The organism is Legionella geestiana (genome assembly GCF_004571195.1).
Classification (GTDB): domain Bacteria; phylum Pseudomonadota; class Gammaproteobacteria; order Legionellales; family Legionellaceae; genus Legionella_B; species Legionella_B geestiana.
On sequence record NZ_CP038271.1, the window covers coordinates 1,625,275 to 1,641,562 of the forward strand.

A 16,288-nucleotide genomic window follows, 5' to 3' on the forward strand; every position below is an offset into this window, starting at 1 on the left:
GCGTTCGCACAAGATGCGCCAAATATGGCTTTTCGGTGAACGTGGTGAATGGTTACGGATTGGCTATTTCTCGTAGGCTTTTATCATGGGTGCCGGTGCGGGGCAGTTTTTACAGCCCTTGGGCATGACCACCCACTGAATTTCAAGGCGCCGGTTTTGCGCGCTTCCGTGAATGATGCGGTTATCGGAAATTGGATGTTTATCGCCGTAGCCTTCGGCCTTCAGGTACTGCGCTTTTACGTTATTGGCCCAGAGAAAGCCGAGCATGGTTTCAGCGCGCGCTTCCGACATGCGGAATTTATGCGCTCTGGAGCCAATTTCATCGGTAAATCCCGCGATGTAGACAGGGCTGTCGGGGTAATGACGCAGAAGCCTGATAATGTTGACGAGGCCCGGGTAGCAAAGCTCCTGCAGGCGTGCGGTATTATAGACAAAGTATTGATCGGTAGGCACGATGAGCGTCATGGTGTCGCCGTATTGCACATACTGAATATGCTGCTTCGCAAGTGCCTTGATGATGGCGGGTTTGCTTTCGCGATAGAGTGATACCGCACCACCGACAGCGGCACCCGCGGCAAGCCCGACAATGGGATAGCCCGCTGCCGCACCCACGGCAGTACCTACACCGGCAGCACCCGCCGTGCGGCGCACACCGGCGCGGTCTTTTTTAAAGTTATTGTAGGGGGGGTGGTAGCAGGCCGTGAGATTCAGCGCGAGTGCTGCCATGATTGGCAAGCCAAAGCCTTTGCACGCCATGCGCCTCTCTCCCGTCCTTAAATAATCCTTTCATTATCCAGAAAAAAAATGCCAAAGTCCACCACGCCGCGGCGGGGTGCTGACACGCTGTAATACACGTTTCAAGAAAGTGGGCCCCGGGTCGTATTTGTCAGTCTGATAGGTGGGGTCACGCTCAAGCCAGAGCGGGCTTTTGCGAAACTTTAAATAGTCATTATGACCAATAACATGTTCAATGGCGGGGTACTTTGCTTTCAGGTAACAGACGAGAAAGGCATTGGCGCGCACCTGTGCGTCAGTCAAGTCATCTTTATCGTGAGTGCCGCCTATGTTTTCAATGCCGATAGCATAATGATTAAGGCCGATGACGTGGCGCGCCATCCAGTTATCCGGCATCAGCTGATAAATAGTGCCATCGCGGTCAACCAGAAAATGGCTGGAAACATTAAGGCGTCCGGGTAAATCTTTGGTGCGCGGAGAGCCGTCTGGAAACTGTGAAGAGTTAAATACTCTGAAAGTTGCCTCGAGGCTCCCGATAGCCGTCCAGTGCAGCACAATCATGCGCGGCTCAATGCGGATGGAGCGCTGGCGAATGCCATAGTGTTCGCGCTGGTACTCGCGGGTTAGACGTATACGCTCAGCATCAAACACAATCGGCTTTTGATGAATGGGTTGCGGCGTGTGGCAGGAGAATGCCTCAGCACCGGCTGGAAGCAGCAGTAGCGCCAGAAGCAAGATTCTCATGGTTTCAGCACCATAATCCAGGCGTTAACATAATCCGGCAGGCCGCGATTGGCTTTTTGAAAAGCCGCAAGCCCGCGATAACTGCCCGTGAGAAAGTCAACCTGGCAGAAGTTGCGGTGAAAAGCACCACCGGTGTCAGCCATGACGCCCACACGGGTGACGGGTGCTCCGCCGGCGCCCGGGTATTGCACCATCAGCAGCTTGCCAAGACCAAACTGTTCAAGGTCGGCTGCGAAGGTGGCTCCTGGTTCTACGGTGATTTTGTGCTCGGCATCACGACCATAACCTTTGACGCCGTCAACCGCCTTGAAATACCAGTAGCGCTCCTGCTCTAAGGGGGGAAGCGCGCGATTGTAAGGAATATTATTGCCACGGTGGACGTTAAAGGTCTGTGTGGTGTTATCGTCAAAATCGGCAATCAATGTCCCCTGCAGAAGAGCGGCTTCGAGGTCTTCGCGCGAAACCCAGGCGAGCACCGGCACCGCTTTCTTTTGGAGCGCACCTTTTAATATGGCCTGTTTGCCGTATTGAAAGCGGATGAGCTCAGGGTGTTTGCTGGCGTCTTCCAGACTTAAATGCGCTTCATCCTCTGGCAGTCCATAGAGGGCGAAGGGTGTCTGCGGTGTGCGCTGATGGCGCGCAGGCGCGCGGTGCACGTAATAGCGCGTCATGCGAATGCTGCCCTCGGGGCGGTTTGGAGTATTCACCCCCTTACAATCCGGGTACCAGCGGTAGAAGTCGAAGTGGCGGGCCACAAACTTAGGATCATTCATGCGATTTTGATGTTCGCAGACAAATTTCAGCGTCGCCTCCACCCGCGGGATTGGAATCGGAACGAGCAGGCCGGGGTGAATAACCGCCCTGTCAAGGGTCGCTTCTTTTTTCATATAGGCAAGTGTCTCACGCGCCGTGTCGCAAAGTGCGCGGGTGTCGGTCTGATAACGGGGAGTTGTGGCGGGTGAGGTTTTCACAAAGCGGGGAGAGGCATGGGCAGTGGCGGCCAGAACGCTCAGCAGAATAAGGAAGGTTTTCATGCAGTGGCAGTATAAAGTAAAGAGAGGATGCGTGCATGGTAGCAGGATTTTCAAATTCCTTAAAATACCGGGCTTCGAAGTGACAGGGGGCGCGTTTTGTCGCTCCCCCCGCAAAAGTTCTTATGAGGATGATGAAGCAGCAGAAGAAGAAGTCATTTGGTTGGATGGGGCTTCATCCGGTTGCAACAACAAATTTGGATTCCTGGAGAGATGGTCCTGTAAAAAGTTGATACGCATCTGCAGGCCCCCATTCGGGTTGGTATTCCGGGCGTTAATATGCTTCATCTCGTAAAGAATCTCCAAGGGGTCATCGATTTCGTTACTGTCTATTTTTCTGACCAGGTCTTCTATTTCCGCGCGATGTCCGCGCCATCTAATGCGCCTGCTTCGATACAGGTCATCAAACATGTTTTCGTTTGGTCCCCTTGTTTCCGTGCCCAGATAGTGTCTGAGCAGCGCATACATTCCCCTGGCCGCTTCCGTATTGAGATGACTAACGTTGTTCTCATATCGAGTATTAAACACGCTTTCATAGGCCGTGTTCACCCGCGGGAGCGTATATTGTCGGCGTTCTCTACCGAGGGTTATACCGTCACGGTACTCTCTCACGTTCTCGAGGGATGCGGGCAGTTGTGGCATCAGCTCGGACCACCTGGTCTCAGGCTCGCCAAAACAGGTGCTCTCAACCGGTAGATTAGAGGTGGTAAGCGTCTTAATGTGGGGAGGCAAAAACGAAAGGTAATCTTTGACTTGTCCGGGGGTAAGGTTCCATTCAGGACTACGTTCATGATTGGGGACTTCAACGAATGTGACTGCTTTGATGTGTGGTGGAAGATTGGCAAGAAGCTTTTTAGGAGGAAGCTCCTTACTACATAAACCGAAAGAAATTGATGTGCAATGCTCAAGCTGTTTGATTTCTTCGAGTGTTCTTTTCGAGAAATCCTCTGTCGACTCACCCTCCTTTTTCACCGCGTAGTATACCGTTGCCACAGGTAAACCTACCAAAGAGTCGAAAGCGTCGAAATTCCTCGAAACAGTAACGTAGTAGTTTGTATATAATCGATCAAATTTCTCGATATTCAGAGCTATCGGCCTCAGGTTAGTCTCTAGAGCGCGTCTGAAGCTAATCTCATCGAGGCCGTTTTCCGACTCTCGAATTGACTTCGCAAAAGCCGCGCTCAGAATTTGATACCTTTGGATATCAAAAAGCATTTTTTGAATGTCAATAGCACGGAGTTTATCAAACGGTTTGTTTATTAATTTCTCTTCAAAAAATTTAAGTAATGGCTTTCTGTATTTCTCATCCAGTGAAGATATACGGTTAATTCCCTCGCTAAATATTTCTTTTTTCGCCTGTACTTGAGCCTCTGCGGTTGGCAATGACGGATTTTGAGTACGAATTTCAAGGAATTTCATATCACAGGCTTTGGATTGTGTAACATCCAGTGCTGATTTGGCGGCACAAAATATCGCATCTACTGTATCTTTATCTTCCCAAAGATAGGGAGGGAGGGCTTCTGTTTTTTCAAAGTAGGCGTTACGAACGAGACGTAGTGTGGGTGCGGAAGTCTGGAACTTCAGCGAAAAATACCTTTGTGTCGCGGTTTGTAAAGGATCGTCAATAACTACAACTTCTCTTCCTTGTACATCACGTATTGTCTTTGTGGACAGGGCTTCTGTTTTATTATCTAATTCCGTTGCTCTCGGCGCTGCAATTCTATGCAGGTTTACAGCGTTATGAACTAATTTTGATAATTCTTCATTCGCTGATTCCTGAAATGCTTGAGCAACAAGATTATTTAGTGGGGTTAATCTGGTTCTTCGGTTCGGCATGATAACTCCAGAATTTTTCTGTTATGACCGTAATTATAGCAACGATTCATTAACAGTTTATTAAGTATTGTTCAGGAGGCGTCCTTTCTGGTTGCCAAATAATCGATGCTGTATGTACGGCACGCAATGAACACCGTGAACTGTCCACGCGTCCCTGAAAGAGGAGAGTGATGATGCCACTCGTCTGGTTGAGAGCGGGTATTTTTACCCTGGTGTGATTCGTGTTTCAAAACCTGTTGCGTTGTGTGCAGGCTTTCACTATAATCCCCCCATTCGCAGCTTAGCGCACGAATTGCAGGCACGTAGCTCAGTGGTAGAGCACCACCTTGACATGGTGGTGGTCGGTGGTTCGATCCCACTCGTGCCTACCATATTTAACCCTGTTTTTCAGGGTTTTTTTTTGCCATTTCAGAACCTGTTTCTGCATCGTTAAGGGAGAGAGCAGATGCCAGCCATTCAACTGCCTGATGGAAGCATCAAACACTTCGACCATGCCGTCAGCGTGCATGCGGTGGCCGAAAGCATCAGCCCGCGGCTTGCCATGGCGGCCATTGCCGGGCGTGTGAACGGCCAGATGGTGGATACCTCCCATATTATTACCGACGATGCCAGTGTCGTTATTCTCACGGAAAAACAGCCTGAAGCGCTTGAAGTCATTCGCCATTCAGCCGCGCACCTTCTGGCACAGGCAGTCAAGCAGTTGTTCCCTGAGGTACAGGTCACCATCGGTCCCGTTATTGAGGACGGTTTTTACTACGATTTTGCAACTGAGCGCCCCTTTACGCCTGAAGACATGGCGCGTATTGAAGCACGCATGCATGAACTGGCGGCTAAAAACACACCGGTCACCCGCCGTGAACTCTCGCGGGAAGCCGCTATTGCTTATTTTAAGGGGCTTGGCGAGCACTATAAGGCCGAGATAATTGAAAGCATTCCCGAGGGCGAGGCGCTTTCACTCTACCGTCAGGACGATTTTGAAGATTTATGCCGTGGTCCGCATGTGCCATCAACCGGGTTTATCAAAGCCTTTAAACTGACGCGCCTTGCCGGTGCTTACTGGCGCGGAGATGCGAAAAACGCCATGCTGCAGCGCGTATATGGTACAGCCTGGGTCACTAAAAAAGACCTTGAAGCGTATCTGCTCCGTTTAGAAGAAGCGGAAAAGCGCGATCACCGTAAGCTTGGTAAAGCCATGGGGCTTTTTCATTTCCAGGACATAGCACCTGGCATGGTGTTCTGGCACCCGCATGGCTGGACGCTTTATTGTGCCCTGCAGGATTACATGCGTGCACGTCTTAACGAATATGGCTATCTTGAAGTGCGTACGCCGGAAGTGGTTGACCGCAGTCTCTGGGAAAAGTCCGGGCACTGGGATAATTTTCGCGACAACATGTTTGTCACTGAAACAGAAAACCGCCACTATGCCATCAAACCGATGAACTGCCCCTGCCACGTGCAGATTTTTAATCAGGGGTTGAAAAGTTATCGCGATTTGCCATTGCGTCTTGCTGAATTTGGCAATTGCCACCGATGCGAGCCTTCGGGTGCGCTGCATGGCTTGATGCGCGTGCGCAATTTTGTGCAGGATGATGCCCACGTTTTTTGCACCGAAAACCAGATTCAATCAGAAGTTGATGCGATGCTGGCGCTGGTGCGCTCCGTATATACCGATTTTGGGTTTGAATCCATCCAGTACCGACTTGCGCTTCGCCCCGAAAAGCGGGTGGGCAGCGATGAGGTCTGGGATAAGGCGGAAGAGGCGCTGAAGGCCGCCATGCGTGCGCAGAACATTGAGTGGGTCGATGCGCCTGGTGAGGGAGCATTTTACGGTCCTAAAATTGAATGTTCACTGACCGACTGCCTCGGACGTATCTGGCAGTGCGGCACGATACAGGTCGATTTTTCCATGCCACAGCGACTTGATGCCGAATATGTCGCGGAAGATGGCGCAAAAGTAACCCCCGTCATGATTCATCGTGCCATTCTTGGGTCTTTTGAGCGATTTATAGGTATTTTGATTGAGCACTATGCCGGAAAGCTGCCACTTTGGCTTGCGCCCCAACAGGCAGCACTCTTTACCGTCAGTGAAAAACAGCATGAACGTGCCCTGCAAGTGTACGAAATTTTACAAAAAGAGGGATTTCGCGTACATTTGGACTTGAGAAATGAGAAAATAGGATTTAAAATCCGCGAGCACACTCTGCATAAAATTCCTTATTTGCTCGTCATTGGCGACAAAGAGGTTGAAAATGGCACCGTCTCGGTACGTACGCGAGAGGGTGTTGATGCAGGCGTGATGACAATTAACGAATTGTGCGCTCACCTTTCCCGCGAGATGGCGGCAAAGCGGGCGCTTTAGGAACCTGACAGGAGGGTGAGACCATTAGTGCACCAAACAAGCGTGACAGTGATCGCGCACGAGTGAATGAGCAAATCAATGTATCGGAAGTACGCTTGATTGATGCTGATGGCAACCAGGTTGGGGTAGTATCAACGCGTGAAGCCTTGCGTGCGGCCGAAGAAGGCGGGTTTGACCTGGTGGAGATTTCTCCTACGGCAAGACCGCCGGTATGTCGCATCATGGATTACGGCAAATACCTCTTTGAACTGAGCAAGAAACAGGCGGAAGCGAAGAAAAAGCAGAAGCAGGTTCAGGTCAAGGAAATAAAATTCCGTCCAACGACGGAAGACGGGGATTACCAGGTCAAGCTACGCAACCTGATAAAATTCCTGAATCATGGCGACAAAGTTAAAATTTCACTGCGGTTTCGCGGCCGTGAAATGGCCCATCAGGACATTGGCATGAAAATCATGGAGCGTCTGCAGCTGGATACGGCGGAACTGGCCGTCGTCGAGCAACAGGCTAAACGTGAAGGTCGCCAGTTATTGATGGTGCTGTCGCCTAAAAAGAAGTAGGGCAGCAGTTAGTTCTTTGTTGAATCAACGTTGCACCTGAACCCAAAGGGTTATTCAAGGCAAGCGCAAACAGCACGCGTATGGCTGTTTTTTGCCTGTTTACAAGAATAACCTGTATTGAACGAATGCGGAGTACAATGTATGCCGAAGTTAAAATCACATCGTGGAGCGAGTAAACGCTTCAAACCCACTGCCAATGGTGGCGTCAAACGACGTGGAGCCTACCGGAACCACATCCTGACGAAAAAATCCACCAAGCAAAAACGTCATCTGCGTGTAGGAGCTCGTATCCTGAAAGCGTGTGATGCACGTCTTGCCAAACGTATGCTGCACGGTAGTTAAGGGGAGAATGCGCAATGCCACGAGTTAAACGCGGAGTTACCGCGAAAGCACGCCATAAGAAGGTTCTTAAGCAGGCCAAAGGTTATTACGGTGCCCGTAGTCGGGTCTATCGGGTTGCCAAACAGGCGGTCATCAAGGCAGGTCAGTACGCCTACCGCGATCGCCGTCAGAAAAAGCGCCAGTTCCGAGCACTGTGGATTACCCGTATCAACGCGCAGGCGCGTGAATGCGGGCTGAGTTACAGCCGCCTGATTGACGGCCTCAAAAAAGCCAATATCGAGCTTGACCGCAAGGTGCTTGCTGATATGGCGGTTTTTGACAAGCCAGGATTCGCCCTGGTTGCCGAGCAGGCAAAGGCTGCACTGGCAGACTGACTCTTGTTGTAACGTAAACTGTTATCGATTCCGGGCGCGCTGCGCCCGGTTCTTTTTGAAGGCAGGCTGATTTATGCAGGATATTACGGAACTCGAGCAGCAGGCGCTGGCCGCCATTAACGCTGCCATCGATCTTGTGGCACTGGATTCGGTACGCGTAGAGTACCTTGGAAAAAAAGGCAGACTGACGGATTTGCTCAAGGCCATTGCCAGCCTTCCCGCCGACCAGAAACCCCTTGCAGGGCAAAAGGTCAACGATGTTAAACGTGTCCTCGCCGCCCGAATTGATGAGCGACTCATTGAACTGCGAGAAGCCGCCACGAGCGAACGCATTGAACGCGAACGCATTGACGTGACACTGCCGGGCCGACTGCCGGACACCGGCTCACTGCATCCAGTGACACGCGTACGGCAGCGCATTGTCAATTACTTCGCACAACGTGGCTTTGACATTGTCGAAGGCCCGGAAATTGAAACTGAATTTTACAATTTTGAAGCGCTGAATATTCCTGACAGCCATCCAGCGCGCGCCATGCACGATACCTTTTATTTTGGCGATGGCAGGCTTTTGCGGACGCATACCTCACCGGTTCAAGTGCATGTCATGGAAACCAAGGCTCCGCCTCTGCGCCTGATAGCGCCGGGGCGCGTGTATCGTTGCGATTCAGACGTCACTCATACGCCGATGTTTCACCAGGTTGAAGGGCTCGTTATCGACACATCGTCAACCCTCGCCGCTCTGCGCGCGCTTTTGCAGGATTTTTTTGCAGATTTCTTTGGGCGTACACTGGCACTTCGTTTTCGCCCTTCTTACTTCCCGTTCACCGAACCCTCTGCCGAGGTTGATATTGAGTGCACCAGCTGCTCCGGAAAGGGCTGTCGCTCCTGTAAATTCACAGGCTGGCTGGAGGTGCTGGGGTGTGGGATGGTGCATCCTAATGTGCTGCGCGCTGTTAACATTTCTCCAGACGAATACCAGGGCTATGCCTTTGGCATGGGCATGGACAGGCTCGCCATGCTCTATTACGGCATCGACGATTTGCGTGCCATGTTTGAAAACGATATTAATTTTTTAAGCCAATTTTAATGGAATCGCGGGGAATACATGAAAGTCAGTGAAATGTGGTTGCGTGAATGGGTTAATCCTCCGCTCACAGAGGAAGCGCTTGCACATGTACTTACCATGTCAGGCCTCGAAGTTGAAAATGTTTCCCCGGTTGCCGGGGACTTTGACCATGTGGTTGTCGGGCATGTTTTGTCAGTTGAGCGTCACCCCCAGGCTGACCGGCTGAGCCTTTGTCAGGTAGACTCAGGCACCAGTGGTGTGCTGCGCGTTGTATGTGGTGCGTCTAATGTACGGCGTGGACTGAAAGTGGCACTTGCCCTTGAGGGAGCGGTTTTGCCAAATGGCATGGTGATACGCGAGGCAAAAGTCCGCGGCGAGCCATCCTTTGGCATGCTCTGTTCTGAAAGTGAGCTTGGACTTGCCGCTCAGTCGAGTGGCATTATCGAGCTCGACGATGACGCGCCTGTCGGTATGAATCTGCGCGATTATCTGCTGCTTGACGATAACGTGATTGAAATCAGTATCACCCCCAATCGTGCCGATTGTTTGAGTGTGGCCGGTCTTGCCCGAGAAACAGGCGCCATTACCTCCCTGCCGGTGACGAGGCCGCCTTTTGCGCCGTGCCGACCCGGAACGGATGTCAAACGGGATATAGCGCTTCTTGATACCACCGCCTGCCCAATTTACTACGGGCGTGTCATTTGCAATATCAACCCACACGCAACATCGCCGCTTTGGCTTCGCGAGCGCCTGCGCCGCGCGGGTATCCGCCCACACCATCCGGTGGTCGATGTATCCAACTATATTATGCTTGAATGGGGGCAGCCGCTGCATGCCTTTGACCTTGCGCGCATTGAAGGTGGCATTCGCGTGCGTCGAGCTCAGGACGGGGAGCAGCTCGAACTTCTGGATGGCGGAAATGCTACGCTTGACAGCCGTACTCTTGTTATTGCCGATGAGAAAAAACCCCTTGCAATTGCGGGAGTCATGGGAGGACGCGAGAGCGCCGTTGACGCAGAAACGACTGATGTTTTCCTCGAGTGCGCCTGGTTTTCACCGCAGGCGATTGCCGGTGTTGCCCGCCGATTCGGCCTGAGCAGTGATGCCGCGCAGCGTTATGAACGCGGTGTTGATTTCACGATTCAGGAAGAAATGCTTGAGCGCGCGACGGAGCTGCTCCTCTCAATCACCGGCGGCACGCCGGGAGAAGTACTTCGCCAGCGGGCAGAGGCACACATTCCTGCGCTCTCGACTGTGGATTTTAATCCGCAGGATGTCAGGCGCCTGACGGGACTTGAGGTGCCAAATGAAACCATGCACTCACAGCTTTTACGCCTTGGCATGAAGGTCGATACCACGGCTCCTGTCTGGAAAATTACTGTTCCGGCTCATCGCTTTGACATACGGCTGAGTGTTGACTGCGTGGAAGAAGTAGTGAGGCTTACCGGTTATGATAATCTGCCGCAGACGGCTTCTGACTGCGGTACGCGTGCAGGCGTTGTTTGTGCCGGCGAAGCAATGTCGATGCGCCTGTGCGCTTTTTTAAGCGGACGCGGTTACCGGGAAACCATCAGCTACAGTTTTGTGGATAATGAGCTGCAGCAGGCTGTCTATCCGAAAGCGTCCGCCCTCGAACTCTTAAACCCCATTTCTTCTGACATGTCGCACATGCGTGCAGGGCTCTGGCCAGGACTGCTTGCCAGCATGCTCTATAACACCCATCGTCAGCAGCAGGCGCTGCGTCTTTTTGAAATGGGGGTGGTTTTTAGACTGGATGAAGGCCTATTGACTGAACATCTCAATGTCGGCGGGCTTTTAACCGGGCCGCATCCGCAGTCGAACTGGAGTCTAAAAGAGCGTCCTGCTGACTTTTTTGATGTGAAGGGTGATTTGCAGGCACTTTTTGCGCAACTTGGCTGCAACGATGTACAGTTTTGTGCGGCAACACACGATGCACTGCATCCCGGGCAATCGGCACAGATTCTGATAAACGGCACGCCAGCCGGCTGGGTCGGGGTATTACACCCACGCCTCCTCGATGCACTGGATTGCACGGCGGATGTTGTGCTGTTTGAATTGGAAGTGGCGGCCTTACAGTCGCAGGCGGATAAACGTTATCAACCCATATCGCGCTTCCCGCAAATTCGGCGTGATTTATCCCTTCTTGTACCTCGCACCGTGACGGTTGCTGAGCTGGAATCCGCAGTTCGCTCGGCAGTACCGGCTGCACTTTTGCGCCGGTTTAGGGTATTTGATGTTTATGAGGGAAAAGGGATTGCGCCTGACCATAAAAGCATCGCAATTTCGCTGTGTCTGCAGGACCCGGAAAAAACTCTGGAGGAGGCCGGGATTAATGCAATAATCAGTGCTATAATCAGGACGTTGGAAGAAAAATTATCAATAACACTGAGGGAATGACCGTGAATGCGCTGAGCAAAGCCTGTATTGCGGAAACACTGTGCAGTGAAATAGGCCTTTCCAAGACGGATGCCAAGGCGATGGTTGAACAGTTTTTTGAAGAAATTCGTCTGGCGCTGGAAAGTGGCGAGCATGTAAAATTGTCCGGTTTTGGCAATTTTACCCTGCGTGACAAGCCCCAGCGGCCTGGTCGAAATCCCAAAACCGGTGAAGAAATTCCGGTTGAGGCCAGACGGGTCGTTACTTTCAAGCCGGGCCTGAAATTAAAAACCCGAATTGAAGCGAGGTCGTAACGCGTGAGTGGGTATTATCAACGGCATATTCTGGTTTGTACTAATCAAAAACCGGGTGGTAAAGCCTGTTGCGCTGAAAAAGGTGCGGCAGAAACCTTTGAGTACCTTCGCACCCGCCTGCTTGAGCGGGGGCTGCAGGGACCCGGCATGCTGCGTACCAGCAAGACGGGCTGTCTTGGCCGCTGTGCAATGGGGCCCTGCATGGTTATTTATCCAGAAGGGGTGTGGTACCGTTGCCATACAGAAGCTGATGTTGATGAGGTCATTGAAAAACATCTGGTGGGGGGAGAAACAGTGACCCGCCTGCTGATGGATGAGCCCTCATAAGCCTTATCGTGTAAATCCCCTGGTTTTCCCTTGCAGGATGATAGAATTTTGGTTAGAATCGCCCGTCCAGAATTAAAAGATTTTAAAACAGAGTGGCGGTACGGAGTTAATTTAATGAAAACATTCAGCGCCAAGGCACACGAAGTTAAGCGTGACTGGTTCGTTATTGATGCAACAGATAAGGTGCTCGGCCGCATGGCGACCGAGATAGCCAGACGTTTGCGTGGCAAGCACAAGGCGGAATATACCCCCCACGTTGACACCGGGGATTATATCGTCGTCATCAACGCCGAAAAAGTAACGGTCACAGGCCGAAAGTTCAAACAAAAAATGTATTATCGCCACAGTGGTCATCCCGGCGGTATTAAAGAGATGTCGTTCGAGAAAATGCAGGAAAAAAATCCTGCGCGCATTATCGAGCTGGCTGTCAAGGGCATGTTGCCAAAGAATCCGTTGGGTCGTGAAATGTACCGCAAGCTGAAAGTCTATGCGGGAGAGGCGCACCCACACACTGCGCAACAACCCAAACCACTTTTGACTGAGGAATAACGATTATGGCCGAGATGCAGCAATACTATGGTACCGGACGCAGAAAAAGCTCCGCCGCCAGAGTTTTCTTGCGACCAGGTAAAGGCAACATTCAGATTAACAAGCGCTCTCCTGAAGAGTACTTTGGTCGTGAAACGTCCTGCATGGTCGTGCGTCAACCCCTTGAAGTGGTTGGCATGCTGAATAAATTTGATGCGTACATCACCGTAAGTGGTGGTGGCATATCTGGACAGGCAGGTGCTGTTCGCTTAGGTATCGCCCGCGCGCTGGTCGAATACGATGAGCACGATTTACCGGCAGATGCTGAGCCACGTCCTGATTCACTGCGACGCAAACTCCGTGCTCAAGGGTTGCTGACCCGTGACTCACGTAAAGTTGAGCGTAAGAAGTGCGGTCTGCATAAAGCCCGTAAAGCTACGCAGTACTCCAAGCGTTAATCACATACGCTTGCTCGCTACAGAGCGTTCAAACTATCGAGTATTTCCAAGCCGGGCTTCAAAGCCCGGTTTTTTTGTGCGGCTAAAAACCATCGTTTTATCCGTTCAGACCAAATCCCATATTCTGTGCATTCTCAAAACAAATCTTGCGCAGTTCTTTATCGGTAAGGCCACAGTTACGTATAAAATCCATGGAGCGCTGCAGGTCTTCATAGGGATAATCAGTCGCAAGCAATACCCGGTCTATTCCCATCACGCGTATAACAAAATCCAGTGCAGCTTTGGAAAAACGCCCGCTGGTGGTGACATGGACATTATTCAGCAGCACTTCAGATGGAGTCTTGTCAATTTTAGGGCGTAAATCGATGAATGCGGGCAGTTTTGAAAGTCCCGGGTTAACATAGGCCCAGTCAATGCGGTCGGGCACGAGAAACGGCAGGGTTTCCCCAAGGTGGCCGATGATTATTTGAAGTTTTGGAAAGGCATCAAAGACGCCCGCATAAATCATGCGCAGCAGGCAGAGCGAGGTTTCGAACTGAAATCCAAGCGCCGGTCCTGCAAGGGCGAAACCATACTGGCCATATTCAGCCCCCTGAGGAATTGTTGGATGCAGGTAAACCGGGATGTTGAGTGCTTCCGCTGCCTCCAGTAATGGCCAGAACTGACGGTTATCAAGGTAGATGTCCTTGCCATAATTGGCATGTGTCAGCCAGCCCTTAAATCCCAGAGTGGATACACACCGCGTGAGCTCCAGTACCGCCTCTTTCACCGACTGCAAGGCAAGGGTTGCAAACCCCTCAAATCGACCCGGGTGCCGTTTTATCGCTTCATGCAGCACATCATTATGCATCCGCGCCATGGTGGTGAGCGTCTCGTATGTTTTTTCACTGCACTCATCAAGCCCGGGCGTTGAGAAACTTAAAACCTGCACATCAAGGCCCGCCGCATCCATCATGGCAATGCGCTGTTCACCCATATCACACAGGCGGCTGATAAACGCTTCATCATGCACCAATGTGACCGTTTCGTTAAAGCGAAGGTAGTGAATGCCCGGATATTTTCCCTCTTCAAGACGGGGAAATGCCTTGCGGGATGCGAGGTACTCAAAGGCCGCCTGCGTGTAGAAATGCGTTTCTAAATCGATACTGCGCATGCGTGACTCCAGAGGATTGGTATGCCTGAAGTGTAGGCTATCTTTTCGCTGCCTGCCGCAATTGTTGCGCTTTATTAAAGCTGATACAATCTAACAGTTAATCAAAACAATCAAAATTAATACCATGGCGAGTCCTCATTTCATGATATGACACCAAAACGCCGCATTTGCAGCCATATTATGGAATGAGGACACGCCCTGCTGGAGAATGTCCCATTAAGCTGTATTTTATCGCTCACACCGACGAACTGATAACCAGACTGCTGGGTCAAAAAATTCCCAAAAACACACTTTCGGTGCTGGCGGATGGAGCGGATTCGCCAGGGCTGATTGTCATTGGAAGCTGCTTTGATATCTTAAAAAACCTGCAACAGGCGATTGTGCGCATCACTCTGCAAGACCTTCCCATCACGCCCAATGAAGATTCATTGGAGGCATCCTCAACACACGCGTCCACCACATACAGAATGCATCTCTCACACCCCTTTTCCCTTGAGATTGCAACGCACCTTGGAAAGCATATCCATGCGCTGGCCTTCGAGCTTGAAATCCTCGATGCCTCACTCAAATCGGCATCGCCATGCCCATTGCCACTTGGACTAAAGCCACGCTACAGCATCGCTCAAGCACTCAAGGTAGCCGAGGCCGCCTGTGCGTTTGCAAGAGAGCATGTTCTTTTGGGCTCCACGGCCATCGAGTATAATTCGCTGCCTCCAGATGAGCTTCAACTGCGCAATGACTGGGTTGAACAGGAGCGGAGTTTTCTTTTTCGCTATCGACCAAACCCGTTGGAGGGGCGCGTAATTTCAATGCCACACATGCTGGAAATCCATGAGACACGTGTTGCAATTCTTTCGCACATGAAGGTTGGCAACTGCGAAGAGCTGATGATTATGGCATTTGAATTTGTGCTGAAGAACGCCGCCATTTACGCTGAGGGTTATTGCATCAGCGGAGGCGATCATGCTTTTTTGCTGTTGAACCGGGAGCCGGGAAGTGATGCCTGTGACCCTGCAACATGGGGAGAGGCAGCGGTTATTTGTGATCCATGGGCTAATCGGGTTTATAAGGCTTCTGAGTACCCTGAAAAGCTGCAAACCCATTTGGAAGTCAATGGCATAAACAGCGTGGAAAATTTTAATCCGCTGCTGCACCGACTTGAACCCATTGATGTGTCCTATACCACCCGCGTGCTGCATCATGAACGCCTGTGTCGGGAGCGGGCAAGATGGAGCAGCACGCTGATGCTCAATTACATCAACTATCTCGGACAATATGCGAGGCGCTTACAATCAGTGCAAATGGCGCTGTTAAAAAATGTGCGCATCTTCAAAGACCCGCCACATGAAGTTCCGATTGTAGAGGCTTTACAGGCCGTATACGCCGCTTTGCGGTCAATGACCCGAAACATGCAGTCCCACCAGATGGATTTGATGCAGCAAATGAGCCTTTTTGCGTTGCAAAGTGCCGGGCTTGAATATGAACGGGTGAAGCGGATACTGACGCGCGCTCTGAAGCACTGGCAACAGGCGATACTGGGAGGCATTGAGCAGTCAGCAAAGGAGAGTAACTACAGCTGGTGTGCATTAAAAGACGCATTATCTGTTGATAACGACTGGACCCTCAACGATTTATTTCGCCCGATAAGCGGGCGCGGAATGAAAACCAGCAAGCTCGTCGGCGCTTTTGGAGAGCTTTTGATTCGTCATAAGCAGGGAGACTTTTGGGTCAAGGAAGCGGGCAGCAAGGCACGCAGGCTTCGCCAGGTCAGTCACGATGTTTTTATGGATGGTGAGGATTGTCTCAGTTTTGAGCGTGATTTAAACCAGAATCCATCGCGCCTTTGCATACAGTCAAGCCTCGGGGAGCAGCGTTTTTTCCATCGCGCCCCACCCCCTCCGAAACCGGCTCCAGAAACGGTGACGCTGTTGACCGAGCTTAATGGCATATCTTCTTCATCCAGTGCGCCAGTGGATTCTCCCTCACCCGTTTAAAATGCGTGCATTCTTTGTTATAAAGGAATAAGGTTGGCGGTATTTAAAAACAGGACGTGGCGTGAACGGCACA

General features: G+C 51.4%; 16 protein-coding genes and 1 tRNA gene. 12 read left to right on the top strand and 5 right to left on the bottom strand.

The window, feature by feature from the left end; translation table 11 throughout:
- Positions 1 to 63 precede the first annotated feature (63 nt).
- From cmpA to E4T54_RS07120, 4 genes are all read right to left on the bottom strand, one after another.
- Positions 64 to 756, bottom strand: coding sequence for a C-OmpA-like family protein CmpA (gene cmpA, locus E4T54_RS07105; RefSeq protein ID WP_028387285.1), 693 nt, complete (start codon positions 754 to 756; stop codon positions 64 to 66).
- A gap of 33 nt (positions 757 to 789) precedes the next feature.
- Positions 790 to 1,479, bottom strand: a complete 690-nt coding sequence (locus E4T54_RS07110) for a peptidoglycan recognition protein family protein (RefSeq protein ID WP_051551052.1) — start codon at positions 1,477 to 1,479, stop codon at positions 790 to 792.
- Entirely contained in the window at positions 1,476 to 2,513 is a 1,038-nt protein-coding gene (locus E4T54_RS07115) for an MltA domain-containing protein (RefSeq protein WP_028387284.1), read from the bottom strand. The genes E4T54_RS07110 and E4T54_RS07115 overlap by 4 nt, the downstream gene beginning before the upstream one ends.
- A 120-nt stretch (positions 2,514 to 2,633) precedes the next feature.
- Positions 2,634 to 4,346, bottom strand: coding sequence for a hypothetical protein (locus E4T54_RS07120; RefSeq protein ID WP_028387283.1), 1,713 nt, complete (start codon positions 4,344 to 4,346; stop codon positions 2,634 to 2,636).
- 296 nt (positions 4,347 to 4,642) lie between these two features.
- On the opposite strand from E4T54_RS07120, the gene E4T54_RS07125 reads away from it, so the two are divergent.
- The 11 genes from E4T54_RS07125 (at position 4,643) to rpsI (ending at position 13,068) form a co-directional block, all read left to right on the top strand.
- A tRNA-Val gene (locus E4T54_RS07125) sits at positions 4,643 to 4,717 on the top strand.
- 74 nt (positions 4,718 to 4,791) lie between these two features.
- Positions 4,792 to 6,705, top strand: a complete 1,914-nt coding sequence (gene thrS, locus E4T54_RS07130; RefSeq protein WP_028387282.1) for a threonine--tRNA ligase — start codon at positions 4,792 to 4,794, stop codon at positions 6,703 to 6,705.
- 23 nt (positions 6,706 to 6,728) lie between these two features.
- On the top strand, positions 6,729 to 7,262 hold the full coding sequence (infC, locus tag E4T54_RS07135) for a translation initiation factor IF-3 (RefSeq protein WP_028387281.1): 534 nt from the start codon (positions 6,729 to 6,731) through the stop codon (positions 7,260 to 7,262).
- Between the two features lie 141 nt (positions 7,263 to 7,403).
- On the top strand, positions 7,404 to 7,604 hold the full coding sequence (gene rpmI, locus E4T54_RS07140; protein ID WP_081776823.1) for a 50S ribosomal protein L35: 201 nt from the start codon (positions 7,404 to 7,406) through the stop codon (positions 7,602 to 7,604).
- Between the two features lie 14 nt (positions 7,605 to 7,618).
- Entirely contained in the window at positions 7,619 to 7,978 is a 360-nt protein-coding gene (rplT, locus tag E4T54_RS07145) for a 50S ribosomal protein L20 (protein WP_028387279.1), read from the top strand.
- Between the two features lie 73 nt (positions 7,979 to 8,051).
- The gene (pheS, locus tag E4T54_RS07150; RefSeq protein WP_028387278.1) at positions 8,052 to 9,065 is read left to right on the top strand and encodes a phenylalanine--tRNA ligase subunit alpha; all 1,014 of its coding nucleotides are present in this window, start codon (positions 8,052 to 8,054) and stop codon (positions 9,063 to 9,065) included.
- An 18-nt stretch (positions 9,066 to 9,083) separates the two neighbouring features.
- Positions 9,084 to 11,462: a phenylalanine--tRNA ligase subunit beta gene (pheT, locus tag E4T54_RS07155; RefSeq protein ID WP_028387277.1), complete on the top strand. Its 2,379-nt coding sequence runs from the start codon at positions 9,084 to 9,086 to the stop codon at positions 11,460 to 11,462.
- Positions 11,463 to 11,464: 2 nt separating this feature from the next.
- Positions 11,465 to 11,755, top strand: coding sequence for an integration host factor subunit alpha (locus E4T54_RS07160; protein WP_028387276.1), 291 nt, complete (start codon positions 11,465 to 11,467; stop codon positions 11,753 to 11,755).
- A 3-nt stretch (positions 11,756 to 11,758) separates the two neighbouring features.
- Positions 11,759 to 12,082 carry a (2Fe-2S) ferredoxin domain-containing protein gene (locus tag E4T54_RS07165; protein ID WP_028387275.1) on the top strand — a complete coding sequence of 108 codons (324 nt, stop codon included), beginning with the start codon at positions 11,759 to 11,761 and terminating at the stop codon, positions 12,080 to 12,082.
- Between the two features lie 114 nt (positions 12,083 to 12,196).
- A complete protein-coding gene (gene rplM / locus E4T54_RS07170; RefSeq protein WP_028387274.1) occupies positions 12,197 to 12,631 on the top strand; it encodes a 50S ribosomal protein L13 in 435 nt (144 codons plus the stop codon).
- Positions 12,632 to 12,636: 5 nt separating this feature from the next.
- Positions 12,637 to 13,068 (top strand): 30S ribosomal protein S9, encoded by a 432-nt coding sequence (gene rpsI, locus E4T54_RS07175; protein ID WP_028387273.1) that lies wholly within the window; start codon positions 12,637 to 12,639, stop codon positions 13,066 to 13,068.
- A 97-nt stretch (positions 13,069 to 13,165) separates the two neighbouring features.
- Here rpsI and E4T54_RS07180 read toward each other — a convergent pair whose 3' ends face one another.
- Entirely contained in the window at positions 13,166 to 14,221 is a 1,056-nt protein-coding gene (locus E4T54_RS07180; protein WP_028387272.1) for an amidohydrolase family protein, read from the bottom strand.
- 185 nt (positions 14,222 to 14,406) lie between these two features.
- On the opposite strand from E4T54_RS07180, the gene E4T54_RS07185 reads away from it, so the two are divergent.
- On the top strand, positions 14,407 to 16,215 hold the full coding sequence (locus tag E4T54_RS07185) for a hypothetical protein (RefSeq protein WP_028387271.1): 1,809 nt from the start codon (positions 14,407 to 14,409) through the stop codon (positions 16,213 to 16,215).
- The last annotated feature ends 73 nt before the right edge of the window (positions 16,216 to 16,288 follow it).